Below are 18,188 nucleotides of genomic sequence, written 5' to 3'. Positions count from 1 at the left end.
AGCCATTTCAAGTAATTCAAGGGTTTACAGGGAATACCTACCTATTTTCCGATTTACATCATCCTTCAAATAAGGTTTAATATAAGATTGCTCTTTTGCAGAATCGGCACGTGTTCAGTCATTTTTATTTAAATTAACATTAAAGTTAATCATATAAACGTATTTTACTTGAAGTTTGCTAATTGACAGCTATACAATCGTTTATTTATACTCTTTTTAAGTGGAAACCATTTAATATGCAGTTTTATATTAACTTTTAAATTAACTACTTACTTTAAGGAGGATTATGATGTCAGCAACCAATTATTCCATACCCCGACCCGAATATCCGCGACCGCAGATGGTCCGCTCCGAGTGGCTGAACTTGAACGGCGAATGGGAATTTGAAATCGACCATGGCAAAAGCGGGAAACATCGCAATTTGTTCGAAGCTTCCGCGTTAAAGGACAAAATTATCGTTCCTTTCTGTCCGGAGAGCAAGCTGTCGGGCATTGAGAACAAGGACTTCATGCCTGCCGTCTGGTATCGCAAGGCAATCCAAGTTCCGACGGAGTGGGAGGGCAACCGCATCCTGCTACATTTTGGAGCGGTTGACTACGAAACCGAGGTTTGGGTGAACGGCAAGTCAGCCGGCACGCATCGCGGCGGTTACGCCTCCTTTTCGCTGGAGATCACGCATCTGCTTCATGCCGGCATCAACGTATTGACCGTATGCGCAGAGGACGATGTGCGTTCCGGACTTCAGCCCCGCGGCAAGCAATCGAGCATGTATCATTCGCATGGATGCGACTATACGAGAACAACGGGGATTTGGCAGACTGTGTGGCTGGAGTCTGTGCCCCAGCAGTATATTCAGTCGTTCAAGCTGACTCCGGACGCCGACAATCAAGCGCTTCATGTTGAAGGCGAATTCATCGGAGCCGATGGTCTCACGTTTGCTGTGGAAGCGCAATTCGGCGGCCAAACGGTAGGCAGGCAGTCTGCTGTCGTGAATGGCAAACAAGGACGCCTAACGGTACAACTGTCGGAAAGCCATTTGTGGGCTATCGGTTCGCCGAACCTTTACGATCTCACCTTGTCCATCCAGCATAACGGCAATACAATCGATGCGGTAACAAGCTATTTCGGCCTGCGCTCCGTGAAGTGGGACAATAACGCGATCCTCATTAACGGTAAACCCGTATTCCAACGTTTGGTGCTGGACCAAGGCTTTTACCCGGAAGGAATTTATACCGCTCCTACGGATGAACATTTGAAGAGAGACATTGAATTGTCTATGAGCCTGGGCTTTAACGGCGCACGCCTTCACGAGAAAGTTTTTGAAGCGCGCTTCTTGTATTGGGCCGACCAATTGGGTTACATCGTATGGGGCGAGCATGCGAATTGGGGACTTGATATTTCGACGGCAAGGGGGCTGCAGCAATTTTTGCCGGAGTGGATTGAAGTCGTTAAACGCGACTATAACAGTCCTGCTCTCGTGGGCTGGTGCCCGTTCAATGAAACATGGGATGGTCCGCAGGGAACCCGCCAAAATGACGAGGTGCTTCGCATCACTTATCAAGTGACGAAGTCGCTTGATGCTACCCGGCCGGTTATTGATACAAGCGGCAACTTCCATGTCGTTACCGATATATTCGACGTTCATGACTATGATCAGGATCCAGTCGAATTTGCCAAGCATTACGAAACGATGCGGAGCGGCGGAGACAGGTATGTCACCTTCTCGGATCGTCAGAAATACGAAGGTCAGCCTTACTTCGTTAGCGAATACGGCGGCATTTGGTGGAATCCGGGTCAGACCGATCAGAAGAGCTGGGGTTATGGCAACCGCCCGCGCTCGGAGGAGGAATTCCTTAGCCGTTATGAAGGCTTGACGCTGGCACTGTTGGAAAACCCTTATATTTGCGCTTTTTGCTATACGCAGCTTTATGATGTCGAGCAGGAAGTTAACGGCCTTCTCACTTACGAGCGTCAGCATAAATTCGATCCCGAGCTCATCCGCCGTATTAATGCCACGGTGGCCGCAATCGAGAAGCAGCCGGTTCGTGCGTAGCGATAATAGTCCATCGAGAAAGGGCGGTACAGGTAAGCACCTGCACCGCCCTTTCTCTTCATTTCCGGCTGGCCAGCTCCAGCTTCCTGAACAAATCGCTGAACACGGCATCGCGATCGATATAGGAGACGTAACGGATCAAATGTCTTGTCGAATCGAAACTCCAGCGATAGTCGTCCGATATGCGAGGACTCTGAATCAAGTGCGATGGAACCCACTCGGGTCGAACAAGCCAAGCGACGACGGAAATATCCCAGATCACCCTCGAGTAGCCGTAGTGATCTTCCTTGCAATTGCGATAGGTTTCGTAGAGGTATTCGCCGACTGCACCGGACGGTCTTACATAATCCCGCACCTCCGATAGCGTCGTCCGCAAGTTGGAAGCAACGCCCATGCACGGTATGACAACGAGCGGAACGCCGCAATCGAATACGATTCTGGATGCATGCAAGTCCTGCTGCAGGTTGAACTCTCTCGTATCCGGCCATTCCAGCGCATGTCCGCCAAGCCAGACGACAACGATTCTTTCGATGATGGACGGCTCTAGCAAAATCGCGCTGGCGATATTCGATATCGCCCCGATACCCACGACGTAGAGCGGATCACTCGGCTCGCAAGCCATCGCACGACGGACGAGATCATTCGCCGCATCGCTGATTACGGGCTTATTCGCCTCAGGCAGATAGCTGTCCGAGCCATGGTAGACGGGCACGTCTTCACGGTCCATCAACTTCAAGATGCGTATGATTTCATGATAGCTCTTCTCCATGCCGTCCTTCGGTCCCGTGGACAGGTCATTATAGAACGGAGCGGCATAAAGCGCTTGCAATTGTATCCGTTCAGGCGACAGCAAGGAATAGATGACCGCGAATTGGTCGTCGATTTCGTTGAACGTGTCGGTGTCGAGCACCATTTTCACCTTGCCGCTTGGCCATTCGAGCTTCCGCACGCGTTGTTCCGTAGAAAAGTCAGGGAATTTTTTTTGCATCATTGCAACCTCCATTCGTATCATGAACGATCTCATCCAGCTATGGTATACTGATCTCATTCTACGAATATTTGGGCAACGGCAGTAGTATTAACAGGTTACGATCTATCACGAATTGGCTAATTCGTACGGAGATAGGAGAAGCGATCTATGACAGTGTCGTTTGATTTTTTTTATCAGGCTATACGGGCCAAGCAGGAGTTTATCGGACCGCATTACCATCCCTGTTACGAAATTGTTTATTACGTGAACGGGCATGGAACAACGAGGATTGGCCAAGAGGAATATAGCTTCTCCTCCGGAGATTACGCCATTATCGCTCCCTGCACGGTCCATGAGGAGCGGGCAACGTCGCAGCTGAATGTGATGTTCACCGGTCTCATTAGCAGCGATTCGCCGCAGCTTGTCGAGGGAGTATATCGTGATGCGCCTTCGAGGCCCATCCTTCACTTGCTGCATAAACTCGACTTTGAGCTTCAAAACAAAAGAAGCATGTATAAGCAGATGTTAAATACGATAGCTTCCGAGCTATTCATAGAGCTATTCCGCACGCATCCTTCCGAGGAAACGGATGATCGCGGAGATATTATCCGTTACGCGCAAGCGTACATGGATGAATATTCACTGCAGAGGGTCGATCTGCAATCGCTGGCCGCGCAATACGGCTATAGCTATGACCGCTTCCGCCATCTCTTCAAGGAGAAGCTTGGCGTCTCGCCGACTCAATATATTTTGCTTCGCAGGCTGGAGCGTGCGAAGACGTTGCTGCACCATTCCCCGCTTCAGGTGTCGATCATCGCGATGGAATGCGGCTTTTCTACCGATGCTCAATTTTGCAGTTTGTTCAAACGCGAAATCGGTATCACGCCGGGGCAGTACCGTATGTTAGCGGAGCCGAAAATCTCGAACCTATAGCACGTCAGACAACGGAACGATCGTCTCGGTATCACTCTCGATAATGACGACTTCTCTGATAGCCTTCGATTGCTCCTTATTAAGCTCGATCACGAACGTCCTTGGCCTTGCATCGGCCGTGCAATAGCTTCCTGTTCCAACCAGCATGACAACGAGCGCCTGTCCGTCTGCGCGAAGCGAAACTTCGCCTGTCTCGTATGGACAAGTTCCCGATTCGTGAACGCCGATGAAGTAGATATCGTTTTGCTCATGGTTCACTTCTGGCTGCTTCTCTTCGAACCTATAGTAGCTCCACGCCTTCTCATATTGCGTTTCATCTGTTGATTTCGTCGCCATATATTCGTAGTGCGGCGCGATTTCTCGTCTGAATGAAGCCCCATTGAAGTCCTCAGGCAGCACCTTCTCGCTTGCCACGATCTTCGTTGTAACACTCGTCCCCTCGATCGCCCGATTGTCCTCTGTCATCTTCGGCTTCGGCTCATCCGATGGCAAGACCGATTCGTTATGATTCGATGCACAGCCCGCGACTGTCAAAGCTGACCATAGAAGAACAACGATACTTATCGTTCTGAATTTCGGCATGAAGCCACCTCCTGCATTCAAAGACGACTTAGCGACAAATTATGTTACATGCCTACGTGGTAATACTATTGCGGTTATTCGCTCTAGTGTGGCGTTTCTTCTTCAGCATAACGTTCAGCCGCTCCGAGAATAACAGCATCGCTAGAGCGCAAATGACGATATACGCAGGGAAAATGCCGATTGTCGCGAACGCGGCCAGAAACCCGAGCAGCGGCGGCATAAAGGTGCTTCCCGTATAGGCTACGGCCATTTGGTAGCCCATAATCGTCTGGGAATTTTTCTTCCCGAACCGTTCAGGCGTCTCGTGCAGCATGCATGGATAGATCGGCGCAAGACCGAGGCCTACGATCATGAATCCCGCAAGCGAGAACATCGTCGGAAGCGGCAGGAACATGAGCGCCGCACCGATTACAGCGGCTGTCTGCCCTACCCGGATGAGCATGCGGTTACTTATCTTGAACGTGATGAAGCCGGTTATAAACCTGCCAATCGTGATGCCTGCGTAAAACAAAGAAACCCATTGCGCCGCAGATGCCGCGGTCATGTCCTTCACATTAACTAAAAAGCTGGCTCCCCATAGACCCATCGTTGATTCCACTGCGCAATAAAACAGGAAGGAAAGCAGTCCCAGCTTCACTCCCTTTACCTGCAGCGGCTTAACAGGAGCGTCGCCTTCTTCATTCTCCTCAGTCATTGCATGTTCTGCCTCTTCATGAGACGCTGCATGACCGTCCTTGCCTGCACGTTTCCATAATGGCAATGTGACAAAGAGGATGATTACGAGTACAAATTGAATGCCCGCAACCATAAAGTACCCTTGTCTCCATTCATTCTGCCCAGCGATAAAGGGAGCCATAATGATCGGCCCAAGCGTTGCTCCTACTCCCCAAAAGCAATGCAGCCAGCTCATGTGATGCGCTTTATAATGGGCTGCCACGTAGTTGTTCAGCCCGGCGTCTACCGAACCTCCGCCTATTCCGAGCGGTATCGCGCACAGCATTAACCATACAAGCGATGGAGATACGGCGAAGCCAAGCAGGGCGCCAGCTGTCATGATGCAGCTGACAAGCGTTACTTTGCCCGTTCCGAATCGTCGCAGCACCGTCCCGCTTATAAGGCTGGACACGATCGTACATGCCGCTATAACCATAAAAATGACGCCTGCCGTTTCAAGCGGCGCTCCAAAGTCCTTCTGCATAATCGGCCAAGAAGCGCCGAGCAAGGAATCAGGCAGTCCCAAGCTGATGAAAGCCAAATAAATAATAATTAAAAATATCGTTGCCATATTGTTTTCTTCTCCTGTTATCTATTATCCTTTAGTTCTCGAAATCATAAGATCAAGTCCTAAGTGCTGCAAGCCATACAAATAATCTTGCCGCCAATCGCTTGCCGCGAGCTTAGGGAGATGCTCTGCCGGTATAAATGACGCGCTGCTTGCCGCAATGCGGCTAATCATCGTTTCATTTACTTCGTCATCGCAGAAAATAAACGCATGCGGGTTAAGAATCGCCGAGAACGCCGCAACAAGCCGACTAATCGCATCTACTCTTGCTGTTTCACGCTCCTCTTCCGTCTCCAAGCCGCTTCCCTTATCCAAAGCTTGCAGGAAGTTGCTTTTATCATACTGAGGTACAAAGGATACTTCCCCTGAGAAATAGGAGCTGCCACGCACCAGTACGCCATTCATCATAATACCGGCACCGGGGCCGTTGTTGCCAAGGTACAAGTAGACTAAGGAGGAGCCATCATCCTTCACTCCCCGAGTGTCGTTGTAACCAAGCACAGCCGCGTTCATATCGTTCTCTACGACGACCGGAATGGATAAACGATCCTCGAAATGCTTTTTCAGATCAAAATCTTGGAACTGCGTATAGCCGGGAATGTAAATAAGCCGACCATTCCGAACCGAAGCCGGCACACCGATGGACAGTGACTTTATTCGCGGCTCGCTGCGCACGATCTCCTCGATCCGGAGAGTCAGACTCTCGATATTATCAAGCAGGAAGCTCGACGTTTGCCCCTGTTCCTTCACTTCGCCTATACAATTAAAGATCATGTAGTTCGTCTCTGTTCGCTCTAGAAAAATCGCCAGCCCAAGCATATGCTCCGGATTGTACGCATATCGCTGCGCTCTTCTCCCGCCGCTGGAATCGTCAAGACCGACGGCCAGCAGCTCCCCGTCCCGCTCCATCTGGGTCAGAAACTTGCTGATGGTCGGAAAGCTTATTCCGAGCTTGTCGCTCAGCTCTGCTTTAGTGGCACTCCCGAGCGCCAACAACGTGGAGCGTATTCCGCGCAAAATCGTTTTTTTCGTCTCTTCTGGAGTCGCAAGCAACTCGTTCACAAGGATCACCGCCTTCTATCACGACACTTATTAAACGTGTTTAATAAGTTATTGCCATCCTATCATAGCAGATCAAGTACGCTGAGGAAACCATTTTTTCGCAAGCTGATTTGCTGAATTTGCATGGGATTGTAGCCCGCCAGCGGGCATCAACGTCGAACACCGTTCGATAGTTGCATTTTGAGCAACTAATACATCGTTTTCGCATATATCACCTCATTTAGTTTGATTTCAGGAAACTAATGAGGCGGTTTTAGCTTCCTGGTTACAATAGGCTGATTAGTTTGACGAAACGCAACTAAATGCGACCTTGTCGGCAAACTTACTATATTAGTTCGACGAAATGCAATTACACGCATCTTAGACATCCCAGCATGAAAAAAACAGGCTGCCTCTGCAGCCTGTTCTTTGAAATTTAGGAAAGTATATCGTTTCAATGTTTCAATTCGATACTCCTATTAATAAACGGTTTTCCATTCCGCGATATTGCTTGCATCGAATTTGAACGGATCGCCAAGCATAATTTGCGTGCCGTCGCCGTCTTGTACGATCTCTTTCTCGCCAAGTGTACCCGCGCTTACTTTCTCTCCTACTTTGCCGGTAATTTTACCAATAACAAGTCCGTCTGCTGCATAGCCCGCCAAATAACCTACATCGATCGGATTCCACAGGTACATCCATTGGCAGATGCCTGTCTCAATGTATTCCGCCATCTCGCTCGGCAGCCCAAGACCCGTCAGCTGCACCTTGCCTTTCAAGCCTTTGTCCGTAAGCACTTTGCCGGCTGCCGCGATACCTACCGTCGTCGGCGCAATAATGCCCTTCAGGTTCGGGTACGATTTCAGCAGCGCTTCCGTCTCGGATACGCTCTTATCGCGCAGGTCGTCGCCGTAAGCTACCTTCACAAGCTTAACATCCGCGTACTTCGGATCCTCCAGTTCCTTCTTCATCCATTCGATCCATGTGTTCTGGTTCGTTGCTTGCGATGTTGCGCTCAAGATCGCGATTTCGCCTGAACCGCCGATCATCTCTACAACGCCTTGAATGAGCGTGCGGCCAATTCGTTCCGGGTCGGCTTGATTGACATGGACGAGACGGCTCTTCGCATTAACCGCGGAGTCGAGCGACAGCACTTTAATGCCGGCTTTCATCGCTTTCTCCAGCGCGGGCTGAAGCGCATCGGGATCGTTGCCGACAATTGCAATGGAGTTCACCTTCTGCGAAATAAGCTCATCGATCATCGTAATCTGCGCTTCGGCAGTCGGCTGATCAGGCGCCTTCAAGATCGCTTCGTAGCCAAGCTCTTCGATCGCTTTCTTGTAGCCATCCATTTCCTTCTCGCCGTAGGGGTTGCCCGTATTTTTGAATATGATGGCATATTTCTGTTTGCCCCCTGCGCCTTCACCCTCGCCATTCGAAGAGCCTTCCCCGGAGTTGTTGCTGCATGCTGCGATAAGAGTCATTAACATTACGGTAGCCACGATGATGGATAATACCTTTTTCACATTTGTTTCCTCCCTTTTTCTACTCTTATTATATATACAATCGGCTGCAATAGCCGAATCGTATCGCGGATCAAGTCGTCTTGCGGCTGGCGCCGACGCGCATCTTCAATTGCGGAATGGCAACCGCGACGATTAACAATAAGCCTAAAATAATGAGCAGCGACTGGGCCGATACGTTGACAAGACCGAGCCCGTAACGAAGGAAGCCGATCAGGAACACGGCAAGTATCGCGCCGATCATCCTTCCTTTGCCTCCAGCCGTGCTTATCCCTCCGAGTACAACCATCGCAATCACTTCAAGCTCATAGCCTGTTGCAATATTGGGGCGAGTACTGCCCATGCGGGAGGTAAGGAACAAGGCAGTAACAGCCGCCATTAGTCCGGCCAAGGTGAATACGATAACCTTAATTCGGTCTACGGGAACGCCGGAATACAGCGCGGCCGTCGGATTGTTGCCAATGGCGTATACTTTCCTGCCGAACGTTGTCTTGTGCAGCAAATAAGCGAATATAATAACGGCTGCCGCGAACGCAATAAGGATGAACGGGATGCCGCCGATATAATCCCAGCCAAGAAACTTGAACCATGACGGGAAGCTGCCCGACGCCTGGTCTTCGAGCAAAATATAGGCGATGCCGCGATAAATAATCATCGTTGCGAGCGTGACAATAACCGAAGAGAGCTCCTTGAACCTGACGATCAGCATGCCGTTAACCCAGCCGCAGAGCGCGCCGACAGCGAGACAAATCAGTACGGCCAGCTCCATCGGAACGCCGTGGTTGTACAGATCGGCCATCATAACCGACGACAACGCCACGATCGATCCGACGGAAATATCGATATCTCCCATCAAAATAATGAACACCATCGGCAGCACGATGAACGCTTTATCCAGAAAACCCATCGTCGCGTCGCGCAGATTGTTATAGTCCAGGAAATATTCCGATAGATTCATGTTCATAATGAACACCGCTATTATGATCAGAACAAGCAGCCACTCCCATTGGAGGAAAAACCCCTTCAGAGAAAAATCTTTTTTGCTGGCAATCACTCGAGGTTCCATCGCTAGATTTTCCTCCTCATCAGGTTATTTCGGTCAAGCCCGCGCTTTACCATGGCGTTAATCAATACGGCGATCAGGATGATCGACCCTTGTATGAACATTTGCCAGAAGGGAGAGATGTTGATCATCGGCATCGCGTTATTCAGAATGCCAAGCAATATCGATCCAAGGATAATGCCCGATATTTTGCCGACGCCTCCAGCGATGCTGACACCGCCAAGGACACATGCAGCAATGACGCTGAGCTCATAGCCCGAAGCCGTATCGCCCTGCGCCGAAGCGAACTTGGATACCCAGAGAACGCCGGCAAGTCCGGAGAGCCCGCCCATGATCGTGTAGACTAGCCACAGAATTCGTCCCGTACGAATGCCGCTTATAATTGCTGAATCGGGGTTGCTCCCGATCGCATAAATTCTTCTTCCCGTTCGCGTGTAGCTTACAAAATAGTAAGCGGCGATATAGATGACAATGGCGATGGCAATGAGGTTATTGATGCCAAGCAAGCTTCCTGTAGCGATCTCCTTGAAGCTGGCAGGCATTTGATGGGCACTGACCCACTTGCCTCCGCTCGTCTCGAAGGTTAAACCGCGAAATACGTTCATCATCCCGAGCGTCGCGATAATCGGAAGGATATTAACCCACGCTACTAGGAAACCTAGCACCATGCCGCATAAGAGCCCTACTCCAATACCGATTGCTAATACGAGCGCTGGATGCATATCCGGCATTTGCTTAACCGTAAGCGCGGCAACCATGCCCGATAAGGCAAGCGTTGCGCCGATTGAAAGGTCGATCCCGCGCGTAATGATGACGAGCATCATGCCTACGGACAGAATAGCGAGAATGGCCGTATTCGTTGCAATGTCATTAATGTTCTCCCAAGTGAGGAAGCTTGGATTACGAAGCTGTACGCCAAGCGACATCAGAATGATGAAGAGGAGCAGACCGAGCTCCCTGAACTTCGCAATCATAGCGCTTACAGATGATTTCTCAGGATGGGTTCCAGCAATGGGAGCGGCAGGTTGTGTTATTGGTTTCATGCGCTCGCCTCCTCGTCTGCTGTTCCGTCCATCGAGGCCGACAGAATGGCTTCCTGCGTCAAGCCCTCGCGGTCAAGCATAGCTGTAATGCGTCCTTCTCGCATCACTGCTACCCGATCGCACATGCCGATGATTTCCGGCATTTCGGATGATACAAGAATGACCCCGTAACCTGAGCATGCGAGATCGCTGATCATTTCGTAGATAGCCGACTTCGCCCCTACATCGACCCCTTTGGTCGGTTCATCAAGGATGAGTACGTCCAGTTCGGCATTCAATAACTTGGCGAATACGACCTTCTGCTGATTGCCGCCCGATAACGAGCTGACCAGATCGAACACGCTCTTCGCCTTGACGTTCACCTTCTCTGCCAAGCGCTTCGCCGACTCCAGCTCCTTGCGGAAGTTAATCGCACCTTGAGCGGCGAACTTCTCAAGCGTCGGCAGCGATACATTGCGTCCGATCCCCCATTGCAGGACGAGCCCTTGCTTCTGCCGATCCTCCGGCAAGTAGCCGATGCCGTGGCGCATGGCTTCGCGCGGATTTCGAAGCTGCAGCGGCTTACCTTTGTACTGGATGCTGCCTTTGTCATGCTTCTCGATCCCAAATAGCGCTTGGCATACTTCTGTTCTCCCTGCGCCGACGAGCCCCGTCAAGCCGAGTATCTCTCCCCGCCGAAGCGCAAAGGATACGTCAGCGTAATAGCCGGTTCTCCCAAGTCCCTCCACGCGCAGAAGCTCTTCGCCGAGTACGGCTTGCTTCTTCGGGAACAGCTGCGAAATCTCTCTGCCTACCATAGCGATAATTAAGTCATGATTCGAAATTTCATCGACATTCCATGTGCCGATATATTTGGCATCCCGGAATACCGTCACTTTGCTGGCAAGACGGTACATATCCTCGAACCGATGCGAGATGAAAATAATGGCTGCGCCCTTATCCCTCAGACGCTCCGTTATCCGGTATAGCTCTTCGCTCTCGTTTTTGGTCAACGCCGCAGTCGGTTCGTCCATAATAATAATCTTCGCATCCACCGACAGCGCCTTCGCAATCTCGACAATCTGCTGCTCCGCAACGCTAAGCGCGCCCATCATCGTCTTAGGACTGAAGGCTGCGCCAAGCTCCCCCAGCAGCAGCCCCGCCTCCTCGTGCATTTCCTTCCAAAGAATACGCCCCGTACCTCGCTGCACTTTCTCGTGGCCCATAAATATATTTTCGGTAACGCTCAGATCAGGGTAACATGTAACATGCTGGTAAATAGCCGCGATCCCCCGTTTCTGTGCATCCGTCGGGTGGTGAAACTCCACCTTCTCCCCGTCCAGATACATCTCGCCACCGTCAGGCGAATAAACACCGGTTATTACTTTGATGAACGTTGACTTGCCCGCTCCGTTCTCCCCCATTAATGCGTGAATCTCACCCGGTCTCAGCTTGAAATAAACGTCATTAAGCGCCTTTACCCCAGGAAATACTTTCGTAATTCCACTCAGTTCAAGTACATATTCTGTATTCGCCATCCCCGGCTTACCCCCTTATGTCTGTCGTTACGCTTGGCACTCCGGCCCTTATGGCTACATCTTATCAGCAACAAAGGAAGGTCATAAGGTGACAATGCTCGGGTTGGGGGGAGAGGATTCGGGTTCTAAAACAGCCCAGTCAGGATAGGCAGCTAGACGTGCTTCCTCCTAAACTTTAAAGGTTTGAACGGTATAAAAAAAAACTACGATAGCTCCTTTAACGAAGGGAAGGGTCAGTCGTCGTTTTTTTGCATGGCTTACGGTCACAAAGGACTCTAATTACCCTTATTCGGTGGCTGCTGCATCGTTACGGACACGACAGGCGCTAATTGCGCCAATCGAAGCGATTTCGCTGCCAAACACACCTGTTAGAGTCTTATGTGTCCGTAAATACAGTTAAAGTCGCAAATCAAACCTATAAGGGCCTCTGGTGTCCGTTAGCAGGAGCAGCAGCAGCCAAACTTCGTACACGGATCGATCCCATGATCGAAATGGGGGATCCCATCGTAAGTATTGTAAGCGACGGACAGGTTTCCATCCGGCATGCTTTCGAATCACTCTTGCTTGATGTGCCGTATCTGTTCTGCTAGTGCCATTACATGAAGGATATGGCGAAGACTGCCGTAGATGCGGATCGAAAGCTGCAACAATTGAATGCTCAGTGGTATCAAATCACGCTTGTTTGTTAATTGTGCCAGTGTAGAAAAAAAAGACCCGAGCATCCGCAGCAAGCTTCATTTGCTTGAACGGGTGACAGAGTCTCAGGTCTAACTCATTCCTTGGTTGGATATTATTTTCAATTCGTTAACTGTCGCCGTCCTTTGGCGGCATACGTTTAATTCAAGTAAAATACTTCTCTCATCGGCTTGATCGGCTCTGCCTCATGGAAGTCGAATGATCCCTCGACCATCGTCGACGTAATCGCATTCCAGCGATTGCATGCCTCGCTCTCCGCGATGAGCCGGAACGCCTCTTCCACATCGTCGCATTCAAAGCAATAGAAAAACTGATTGCCGTTCTGGAAAATTGAATAATTGCGTATGCCTGCCCGGGAATGCTCGCTCATGATTTCCGGCCAAGGGTCCAGATGCATCCTCACGTATTCCTCCAGACATTCCTCCTTGATCTTCCATGTCCATGCGAATTTATTGCTCGTCGTCATCTTTGCCTGCTCCCTTCGGTTCAATATTGGTAGATTCTCTATATTGGGATGGCGTCATCCCTAGCTTCTGCTTGAACAGCTTGCTGAAATATTTCACGTCTTGATAGCCTACTCTACCGCTAATATCATGCAGCTTAAGCCGCGTGTCCCGCAGCAGCTCTTTCGCATGATCAATGCGAAGCCGCGTGAGAAAATCGAGCACCGTCTCTCCGGTCTGCATTTTGAAATATTCACTGAAGTAAGTCGGATTCATATAGACGTGATCGGCGATTTTTTTTATCGTGATATCCTCAGCAACATGATCGGTGATCCAACGCTTAGCTTGATCGATCACCTTGACGTTGCTTGTCTGTCGCGACTTGATGATGTCATGAATGACCGACTCGGCCAAATGCCAGGTGCAAGATTTCAGCTCATGAAGGCTGGCTGCTCTCTTAACCATCTGAATCTCTTCCATAATCGCTGACGAATCGGGCAAGCCCCTCGTATTCTCCAGCAGGGCCGAATGAATCAATATAACCGCATGGAGCACAGCCGCCTGGATACGGGAAGGACTCTCCATCATCTCTACTTGTTCAAAAAATTGCTTGCAAGCCTTCAACGCATCAGCCTCGTTAGCCTGATCAACCGCCCGCTTGAGCTTCTGAGAGAGAATGGCCGCTTCCTTCCCATGCTGATCGGCATCGCCTTCCTCGGACCGTTCGGCCGAATGGAAGATTTGGTTGCCGCCATACACATAACGGTAGTTCATACGCGCGAGTGATTGACGCTTAGCCTCCGGAAGAAGATATAGCTCCTCGATCGTCTGACCATAGGCGATCGATACCGTGAAGGGAGTGTACGCTCGAATCGAGGCTCGTATTTGCTCTGCCAATTGGCGGGCCGTTGCCTCTATCGCAACGTCCGACTGCTCACCCTGAACGAGCACCCAAAAGTCTGATTCCCCGCCGAAGTAACACCATCCTGTTCGACCGGAATGAGCCAGCTCCGTCTCAACGACCTCCGAAATAATATTTTCGAGCGCATAGAAGTACGCTTTCCAGTCACTGGACGTATATGTTCTCGTCTTGACAGGCAGCGCGTCCAGACGGACCAGCAGAAGAATATATTGACCGCTCGGGAACTCATCCACCCAGCAGCCCAGATTCGTCATGTTAATATCCGCCGACGTAATATAGCTTAAGGTCTGAATTTGACGTGTCTTCGCCAGCTTCTCCGTATCCCGCTCCAGCTCGCCTCTCGTCAAGGCATGATAGCGATCCCGTGTAATAATGTCGCGCAGCTCCAGCATCCGGTGGCGGAACTGCTCCCGGTCGAGCGGTTTCAATATATAGTCGAGAGCCCCTTCCCGCAGGGCGGTCTGCAAGTAAATGAAGTCGTCAAAGCCGCTTATGAGGATAGGATAGATCGGGTACAGCTTCTTCGCTTCCTTGATTAAGGTAAGGCCGTCCATCTCCGGCATCTTCACGTCGGTAATTAACAGATCGACCCCTCCCTCATGCTCCTGCAGAAGCTGCAGCGCCTCCCGGCCGTCCCCCGCCGTCGCTACGACCTCCCAGCCTTCCCCGAGAGACTGGACATGGCGCTCGATCCCCCTCCGAATGCGAGGCTCGTCATCCACAATTAACGTTCTGATCGTTCTCATCGTTCACCTCTCACCCTCACCCCGGAAGCTCATTCTGATCGTTCTCATAAGGCTGCGTATTCATCGGTATACGTATGATGATTTCTGTTCCAAGCCCTTCTATACTATGCATTTGCAGACCGTATTCCGAACCATGCATCATCTTGATTCTCGCATTCACATTGCTTAAGCCGAATTGCGAGCTCTTGTGCTGGAACGATTCGTTCTTCAGCAGCTTCTCCAGCTCCATGAGGCGCTCTGCCGATATGCCCGGCCCATTGTCTCGAATACGGAATACCATTTCCACATTGCCCGACTGTGCGCCGAATTCCTGTCCAATCGAAATTTGGATTTCGAGCTTTCTGCGCTTTTCCAGCCCGTGCTTGATCGCATTCTCTACAACCGGCTGAAGGATGAACTTGGGCGAATACAGGTTCTGCAAATCTCCTGCGCGCTGCTCGACGATCTCGAAAGCCAGCCGATCCTCGAAGCGGAACTTCTGAATCGTCAAATAATCCCTCACATGCTGCACTTCTTCCGCGATCGTGACCGATCTGCTTAGGTTGCTGACGGAGAAGCGCAGCATGCGGCCAAGCAGCGTAACCATATCGACAACCGCTTCGGTCTCGCCCTCTTCCACGGCCATGCCGATCGTCTCCAGCGTATTGTACATAAAATGGGGATTGATCTGCGATTGCAGCGCGTACAATTCCGCTTCTTTTTGGCGAATTTCGATTTGGTAGTTTTTTTGAATCAAATCCCGGATCGTCGTGATCATCGAGTTCAGGCTCGTTGCGAGCGTGCCGATCTCGTCCCTGCTTTGCAATTCGTAATTGACCTGGAACTTGCCCATCTCCACGTTCTTCATCATACTGCTAAGCCGTTTAAGCGGCTGGATGAACTTCCACGAGAAATAGACGAAGACGACCGCCGTAAGCAGGAAAATACTGAGCAGGAGTACGCCGTTCCACTTCTGAATCGCGTCCACCTCGCTCGTCAGCTTCTTTATCGGAAGACTGTGTACCAGTATAAACCCGCGTGAGGACTGATTGAGACTAATCAATGAAGGAGTGTCCGGACCTTTCGTACGGAAGCTTCCGTTCAGCAGCGGATAGGACTTCTTATTCGTATCCACCGTTCCGATCATAGCTGGATTCGTATGATAGACGATCAATCCCGATTCGTTCATCAGCCACATCTTGCCTTCGCCTTCTTCATCGCTTTCGATGTTGCGGAAGATGCGGTCAATAAACGAAAGGTCGATGGCAATGAACATGCTTCCTAACATTTTGCGGTTATCGGTATCGAAGAGCTGCTTCTTAATCATGACGTACGGTATTTTATTGGCGAAGTGAAGCTTCACTTCCTCCTGCTGAATAAGCCGCCCCTGCCACTGCGTCGGTTCAGATCCGCTATAGCGCCTAAGCTGCCATTTCCAATCCTGCTCTTGAAATACCCATTTGGAGCTATAATAGAGCTGATCGCCCAAGAGCACGTACACGCCGAGCACATCAGGATTGCTGCCGTTCACGTACGTTTGGCTCAAATAATCATTCATATAGGCGGTGTCTCTTTCCAGCAGCGCCCTGTCCGATTTATCCTCACGCCTCAGTATCGCAAGCGCTTGCTCGGAGTCCGATATCCATTCCGAAAGCCCGCCGAGCTGCTGAATATGCTGTTCGATATCATGGTTCGCCTGATTCAAAAACTTAGGCATATATTCACCGAGCGGATCTTGGACCGACTTGGCATAATGCGAATACGAAAACAATCCAATCAGCGCAATAGGTACGACTGTCAGCAGCAAGTAAGTGATTAGCAGCTTGGAGCTTAATCTCAGCTCGCGAACTCGAAACTTCCTCATCCTACTAAAAATCATATTGATTCACATTCTCCCGGGTAAAATCAATCGGCTCATCCATAATGACCGTATTGCCGAGCATCCGTATAGTACCGACACCTGGAACATCCTGACCGTCTGTCGGATATATACCGCTTGCCAAACCATTGGCTAGCGCTACCGTTACATAACCCAGCTTCTTGGGACTCCATAGCGTCGCTGCCTGCACTGAACCGTCCCGCAAGTATTTGCTAATCACTGACGGTGAATAAAGTCCGGTTACTTTCACATTGCCGGCTTGGCCTGCTTGCTTAACCGTCTCCGCTGCAGCCGCTTCGTCCATCGAATAAAGATCAATCACGCCTTCGATGTCAGACTCGCTTGTCAGCACACCCTTGAGGTCTGCCGCAACCTTTACAAGCTCAAGCTTCATATCGGGATAGTACTCGTCAGCTTGCACTTCAATCCACTTGAGGAGCTCAGTGGATTTCGCATCGTTATGCGTTCCGCTAAGGACAACAAACTTCCCTGTCTCTCCCATTGCCTGTGCCATATTATCCATCAGATGTCTGCCCAGTGCTTCTGTATCAACTTGATTGACGAAGAAATCCCGGCCCTTCAGCATTGTATCCGCATCCCATGTCACTACCCTTATTCCATGATTCTGAGCTTTCACAAGAACGGGGATAAGCTTCTCCGGGTCTATGGCAGAGATCGCGATGACATCAACTTCCTTCTTTATTAACTGCTCGACAACTTCAATCTGCTGCTGCGCAGTTGGCGGCTCTGGATTATCGAACGTTACCTCTACATTTAATTGAGTAGCTGCCTCCCTAGCCCCTTCTTCGGCATTGGCGAAATAAGGTCCGTTATTCCTTCCTACCATCGCAATCATATGAAGGCCTGAATCGTGTTGTTCTTCAGGTTCAATGGCAGCCGGGCGAGAGTGCGATTCCAGCGTGTATACGACTTCATAGCCGTTAGCAGAATGTGCAGCGCAGCCTGTGATCATAGCCATGGCAACGATTAGCCAAATAAGCTGCAGTGGTTTGTATCCCAACTTCCACTCCTCCCTCTTAGAGCTCCGTTTAAACCTCAAAAATGTAAACGCTATCAAATACATAAGCACGTTTCTTTGTTATGTCTAATTATAAGAGCATGATTGAAGACGTAAAGCTTTTATTTGATTCGTGAGAAAAGACTCGCAGCGTAGAGGCTGCGAGCCTTTGTCTAGGTGAATGAATTTCCTATTCGCAATTTGATTGGATTTCATACAGGCTAAAGAGCTGAATAATGATAATTAAGCATTTTGATTGGATTTCATACAAGCTAATGGGGCTATATTAGCGGAAATGAGCAAAATGGGCGAATTAGGTTGTATGTTTTCCAACCAAAGGTACTTAATTAGGTAGCGTCAAGAAGTTTGTGTAAGAAGGTAGGAATATCCATTGGGGAGACGGGTGTGAGTTGTGTTTGAATATTCTGAAAAAATAGTCGGTAGGGGCTTAGCTCCTATTCGACTGGAACTTATTGGTTAACCAATGGCCTGTGGATA

14 protein-coding genes are annotated in these 18,188 nt (G+C 50.1%); 2 read left to right on the top strand and 12 right to left on the bottom strand.

What is annotated here, in order from left to right:
- The first annotated feature begins 289 nt into the window (after nucleotides 1-289).
- Nucleotides 290-2,053: a glycoside hydrolase family 2 protein gene (locus AC1DF0_RS09150; protein WP_477573734.1), complete on the top strand. Its 1,764-nt coding sequence runs from the start codon at nucleotides 290-292 to the stop codon at nucleotides 2,051-2,053.
- Nucleotides 2,054-2,111: 58 nt separating this feature from the next.
- On the opposite strand, the gene AC1DF0_RS09145 is transcribed toward AC1DF0_RS09150, so the two are convergent.
- Nucleotides 2,112-3,044 (bottom strand): nucleoside hydrolase, encoded by a 933-nt coding sequence (locus tag AC1DF0_RS09145; RefSeq protein WP_477573733.1) that lies wholly within the window; start codon nucleotides 3,042-3,044, stop codon nucleotides 2,112-2,114.
- A 147-nt stretch (nucleotides 3,045-3,191) separates the two neighbouring features.
- On the opposite strand from AC1DF0_RS09145, the gene AC1DF0_RS09140 reads away from it, so the two are divergent.
- Nucleotides 3,192-3,956, top strand: a complete 765-nt coding sequence (locus AC1DF0_RS09140) for a helix-turn-helix transcriptional regulator (RefSeq protein WP_477573732.1) — start codon at nucleotides 3,192-3,194, stop codon at nucleotides 3,954-3,956.
- Here AC1DF0_RS09140 and AC1DF0_RS09135 read toward each other — a convergent pair.
- The 11 genes from AC1DF0_RS09135 to AC1DF0_RS09085 all read right to left on the bottom strand — a co-directional run bounded on the left by AC1DF0_RS09135 (nucleotide 3,951) and on the right by AC1DF0_RS09085 (nucleotide 17,693).
- The gene (locus AC1DF0_RS09135; RefSeq protein WP_477573731.1) at nucleotides 3,951-4,538 is read right to left on the bottom strand and encodes a hypothetical protein; all 588 of its coding nucleotides are present in this window, start codon (nucleotides 4,536-4,538) and stop codon (nucleotides 3,951-3,953) included. The genes AC1DF0_RS09140 and AC1DF0_RS09135 overlap by 6 nt on opposite strands.
- A gap of 52 nt (nucleotides 4,539-4,590) precedes the next feature.
- Nucleotides 4,591-5,823 carry an MFS transporter gene (locus AC1DF0_RS09130; RefSeq protein ID WP_477573730.1) on the bottom strand — a complete coding sequence of 411 codons (1,233 nt, stop codon included), beginning with the start codon at nucleotides 5,821-5,823 and terminating at the stop codon, nucleotides 4,591-4,593.
- 24 nt (nucleotides 5,824-5,847) lie between these two features.
- The gene (locus AC1DF0_RS09125) at nucleotides 5,848-6,882 is read right to left on the bottom strand and encodes an ROK family transcriptional regulator (protein ID WP_477573729.1); all 1,035 of its coding nucleotides are present in this window, start codon (nucleotides 6,880-6,882) and stop codon (nucleotides 5,848-5,850) included.
- A 458-nt stretch (nucleotides 6,883-7,340) separates the two neighbouring features.
- Nucleotides 7,341-8,387, bottom strand: coding sequence for a rhamnose ABC transporter substrate-binding protein (gene rhaS, locus AC1DF0_RS09120; RefSeq protein WP_477573728.1), 1,047 nt, complete (start codon nucleotides 8,385-8,387; stop codon nucleotides 7,341-7,343).
- A gap of 70 nt (nucleotides 8,388-8,457) precedes the next feature.
- The gene (locus AC1DF0_RS09115) at nucleotides 8,458-9,450 is read right to left on the bottom strand and encodes an ABC transporter permease (protein WP_442048381.1); all 993 of its coding nucleotides are present in this window, start codon (nucleotides 9,448-9,450) and stop codon (nucleotides 8,458-8,460) included.
- Between the two features lie 2 nt (nucleotides 9,451-9,452).
- Nucleotides 9,453-10,490 carry an ABC transporter permease gene (locus AC1DF0_RS09110; RefSeq protein WP_477573727.1) on the bottom strand — a complete coding sequence of 346 codons (1,038 nt, stop codon included), beginning with the start codon at nucleotides 10,488-10,490 and terminating at the stop codon, nucleotides 9,453-9,455.
- Nucleotides 10,487-12,007, bottom strand: coding sequence for a sugar ABC transporter ATP-binding protein (locus tag AC1DF0_RS09105; RefSeq protein WP_477573726.1), 1,521 nt, complete (start codon nucleotides 12,005-12,007; stop codon nucleotides 10,487-10,489). The genes AC1DF0_RS09110 and AC1DF0_RS09105 overlap by 4 nt, the downstream gene beginning before the upstream one ends.
- A gap of 835 nt (nucleotides 12,008-12,842) precedes the next feature.
- On the bottom strand, nucleotides 12,843-13,169 hold the full coding sequence (locus AC1DF0_RS09100) for an L-rhamnose mutarotase (protein ID WP_442048384.1): 327 nt from the start codon (nucleotides 13,167-13,169) through the stop codon (nucleotides 12,843-12,845).
- On the bottom strand, nucleotides 13,153-14,814 hold the full coding sequence (locus AC1DF0_RS09095; RefSeq protein WP_442048385.1) for a response regulator transcription factor: 1,662 nt from the start codon (nucleotides 14,812-14,814) through the stop codon (nucleotides 13,153-13,155). The genes AC1DF0_RS09100 and AC1DF0_RS09095 overlap by 17 nt, the downstream gene beginning before the upstream one ends.
- 16 nt (nucleotides 14,815-14,830) lie before the next feature.
- Nucleotides 14,831-16,657: a cache domain-containing sensor histidine kinase gene (locus tag AC1DF0_RS09090; RefSeq protein WP_442048386.1), complete on the bottom strand. Its 1,827-nt coding sequence runs from the start codon at nucleotides 16,655-16,657 to the stop codon at nucleotides 14,831-14,833.
- A gap of 4 nt (nucleotides 16,658-16,661) precedes the next feature.
- Nucleotides 16,662-17,693, bottom strand: a complete 1,032-nt coding sequence (locus AC1DF0_RS09085; RefSeq protein ID WP_477573725.1) for a substrate-binding domain-containing protein — start codon at nucleotides 17,691-17,693, stop codon at nucleotides 16,662-16,664.
- Between the last annotated feature and the right edge of the window lie 495 nt (nucleotides 17,694-18,188).

The sequence above is a fragment of the Paenibacillus sp. 05T425 genome, assembly GCF_056396205.1.
This window is presented reverse-complemented; position numbering and strand designations above follow the sequence as displayed.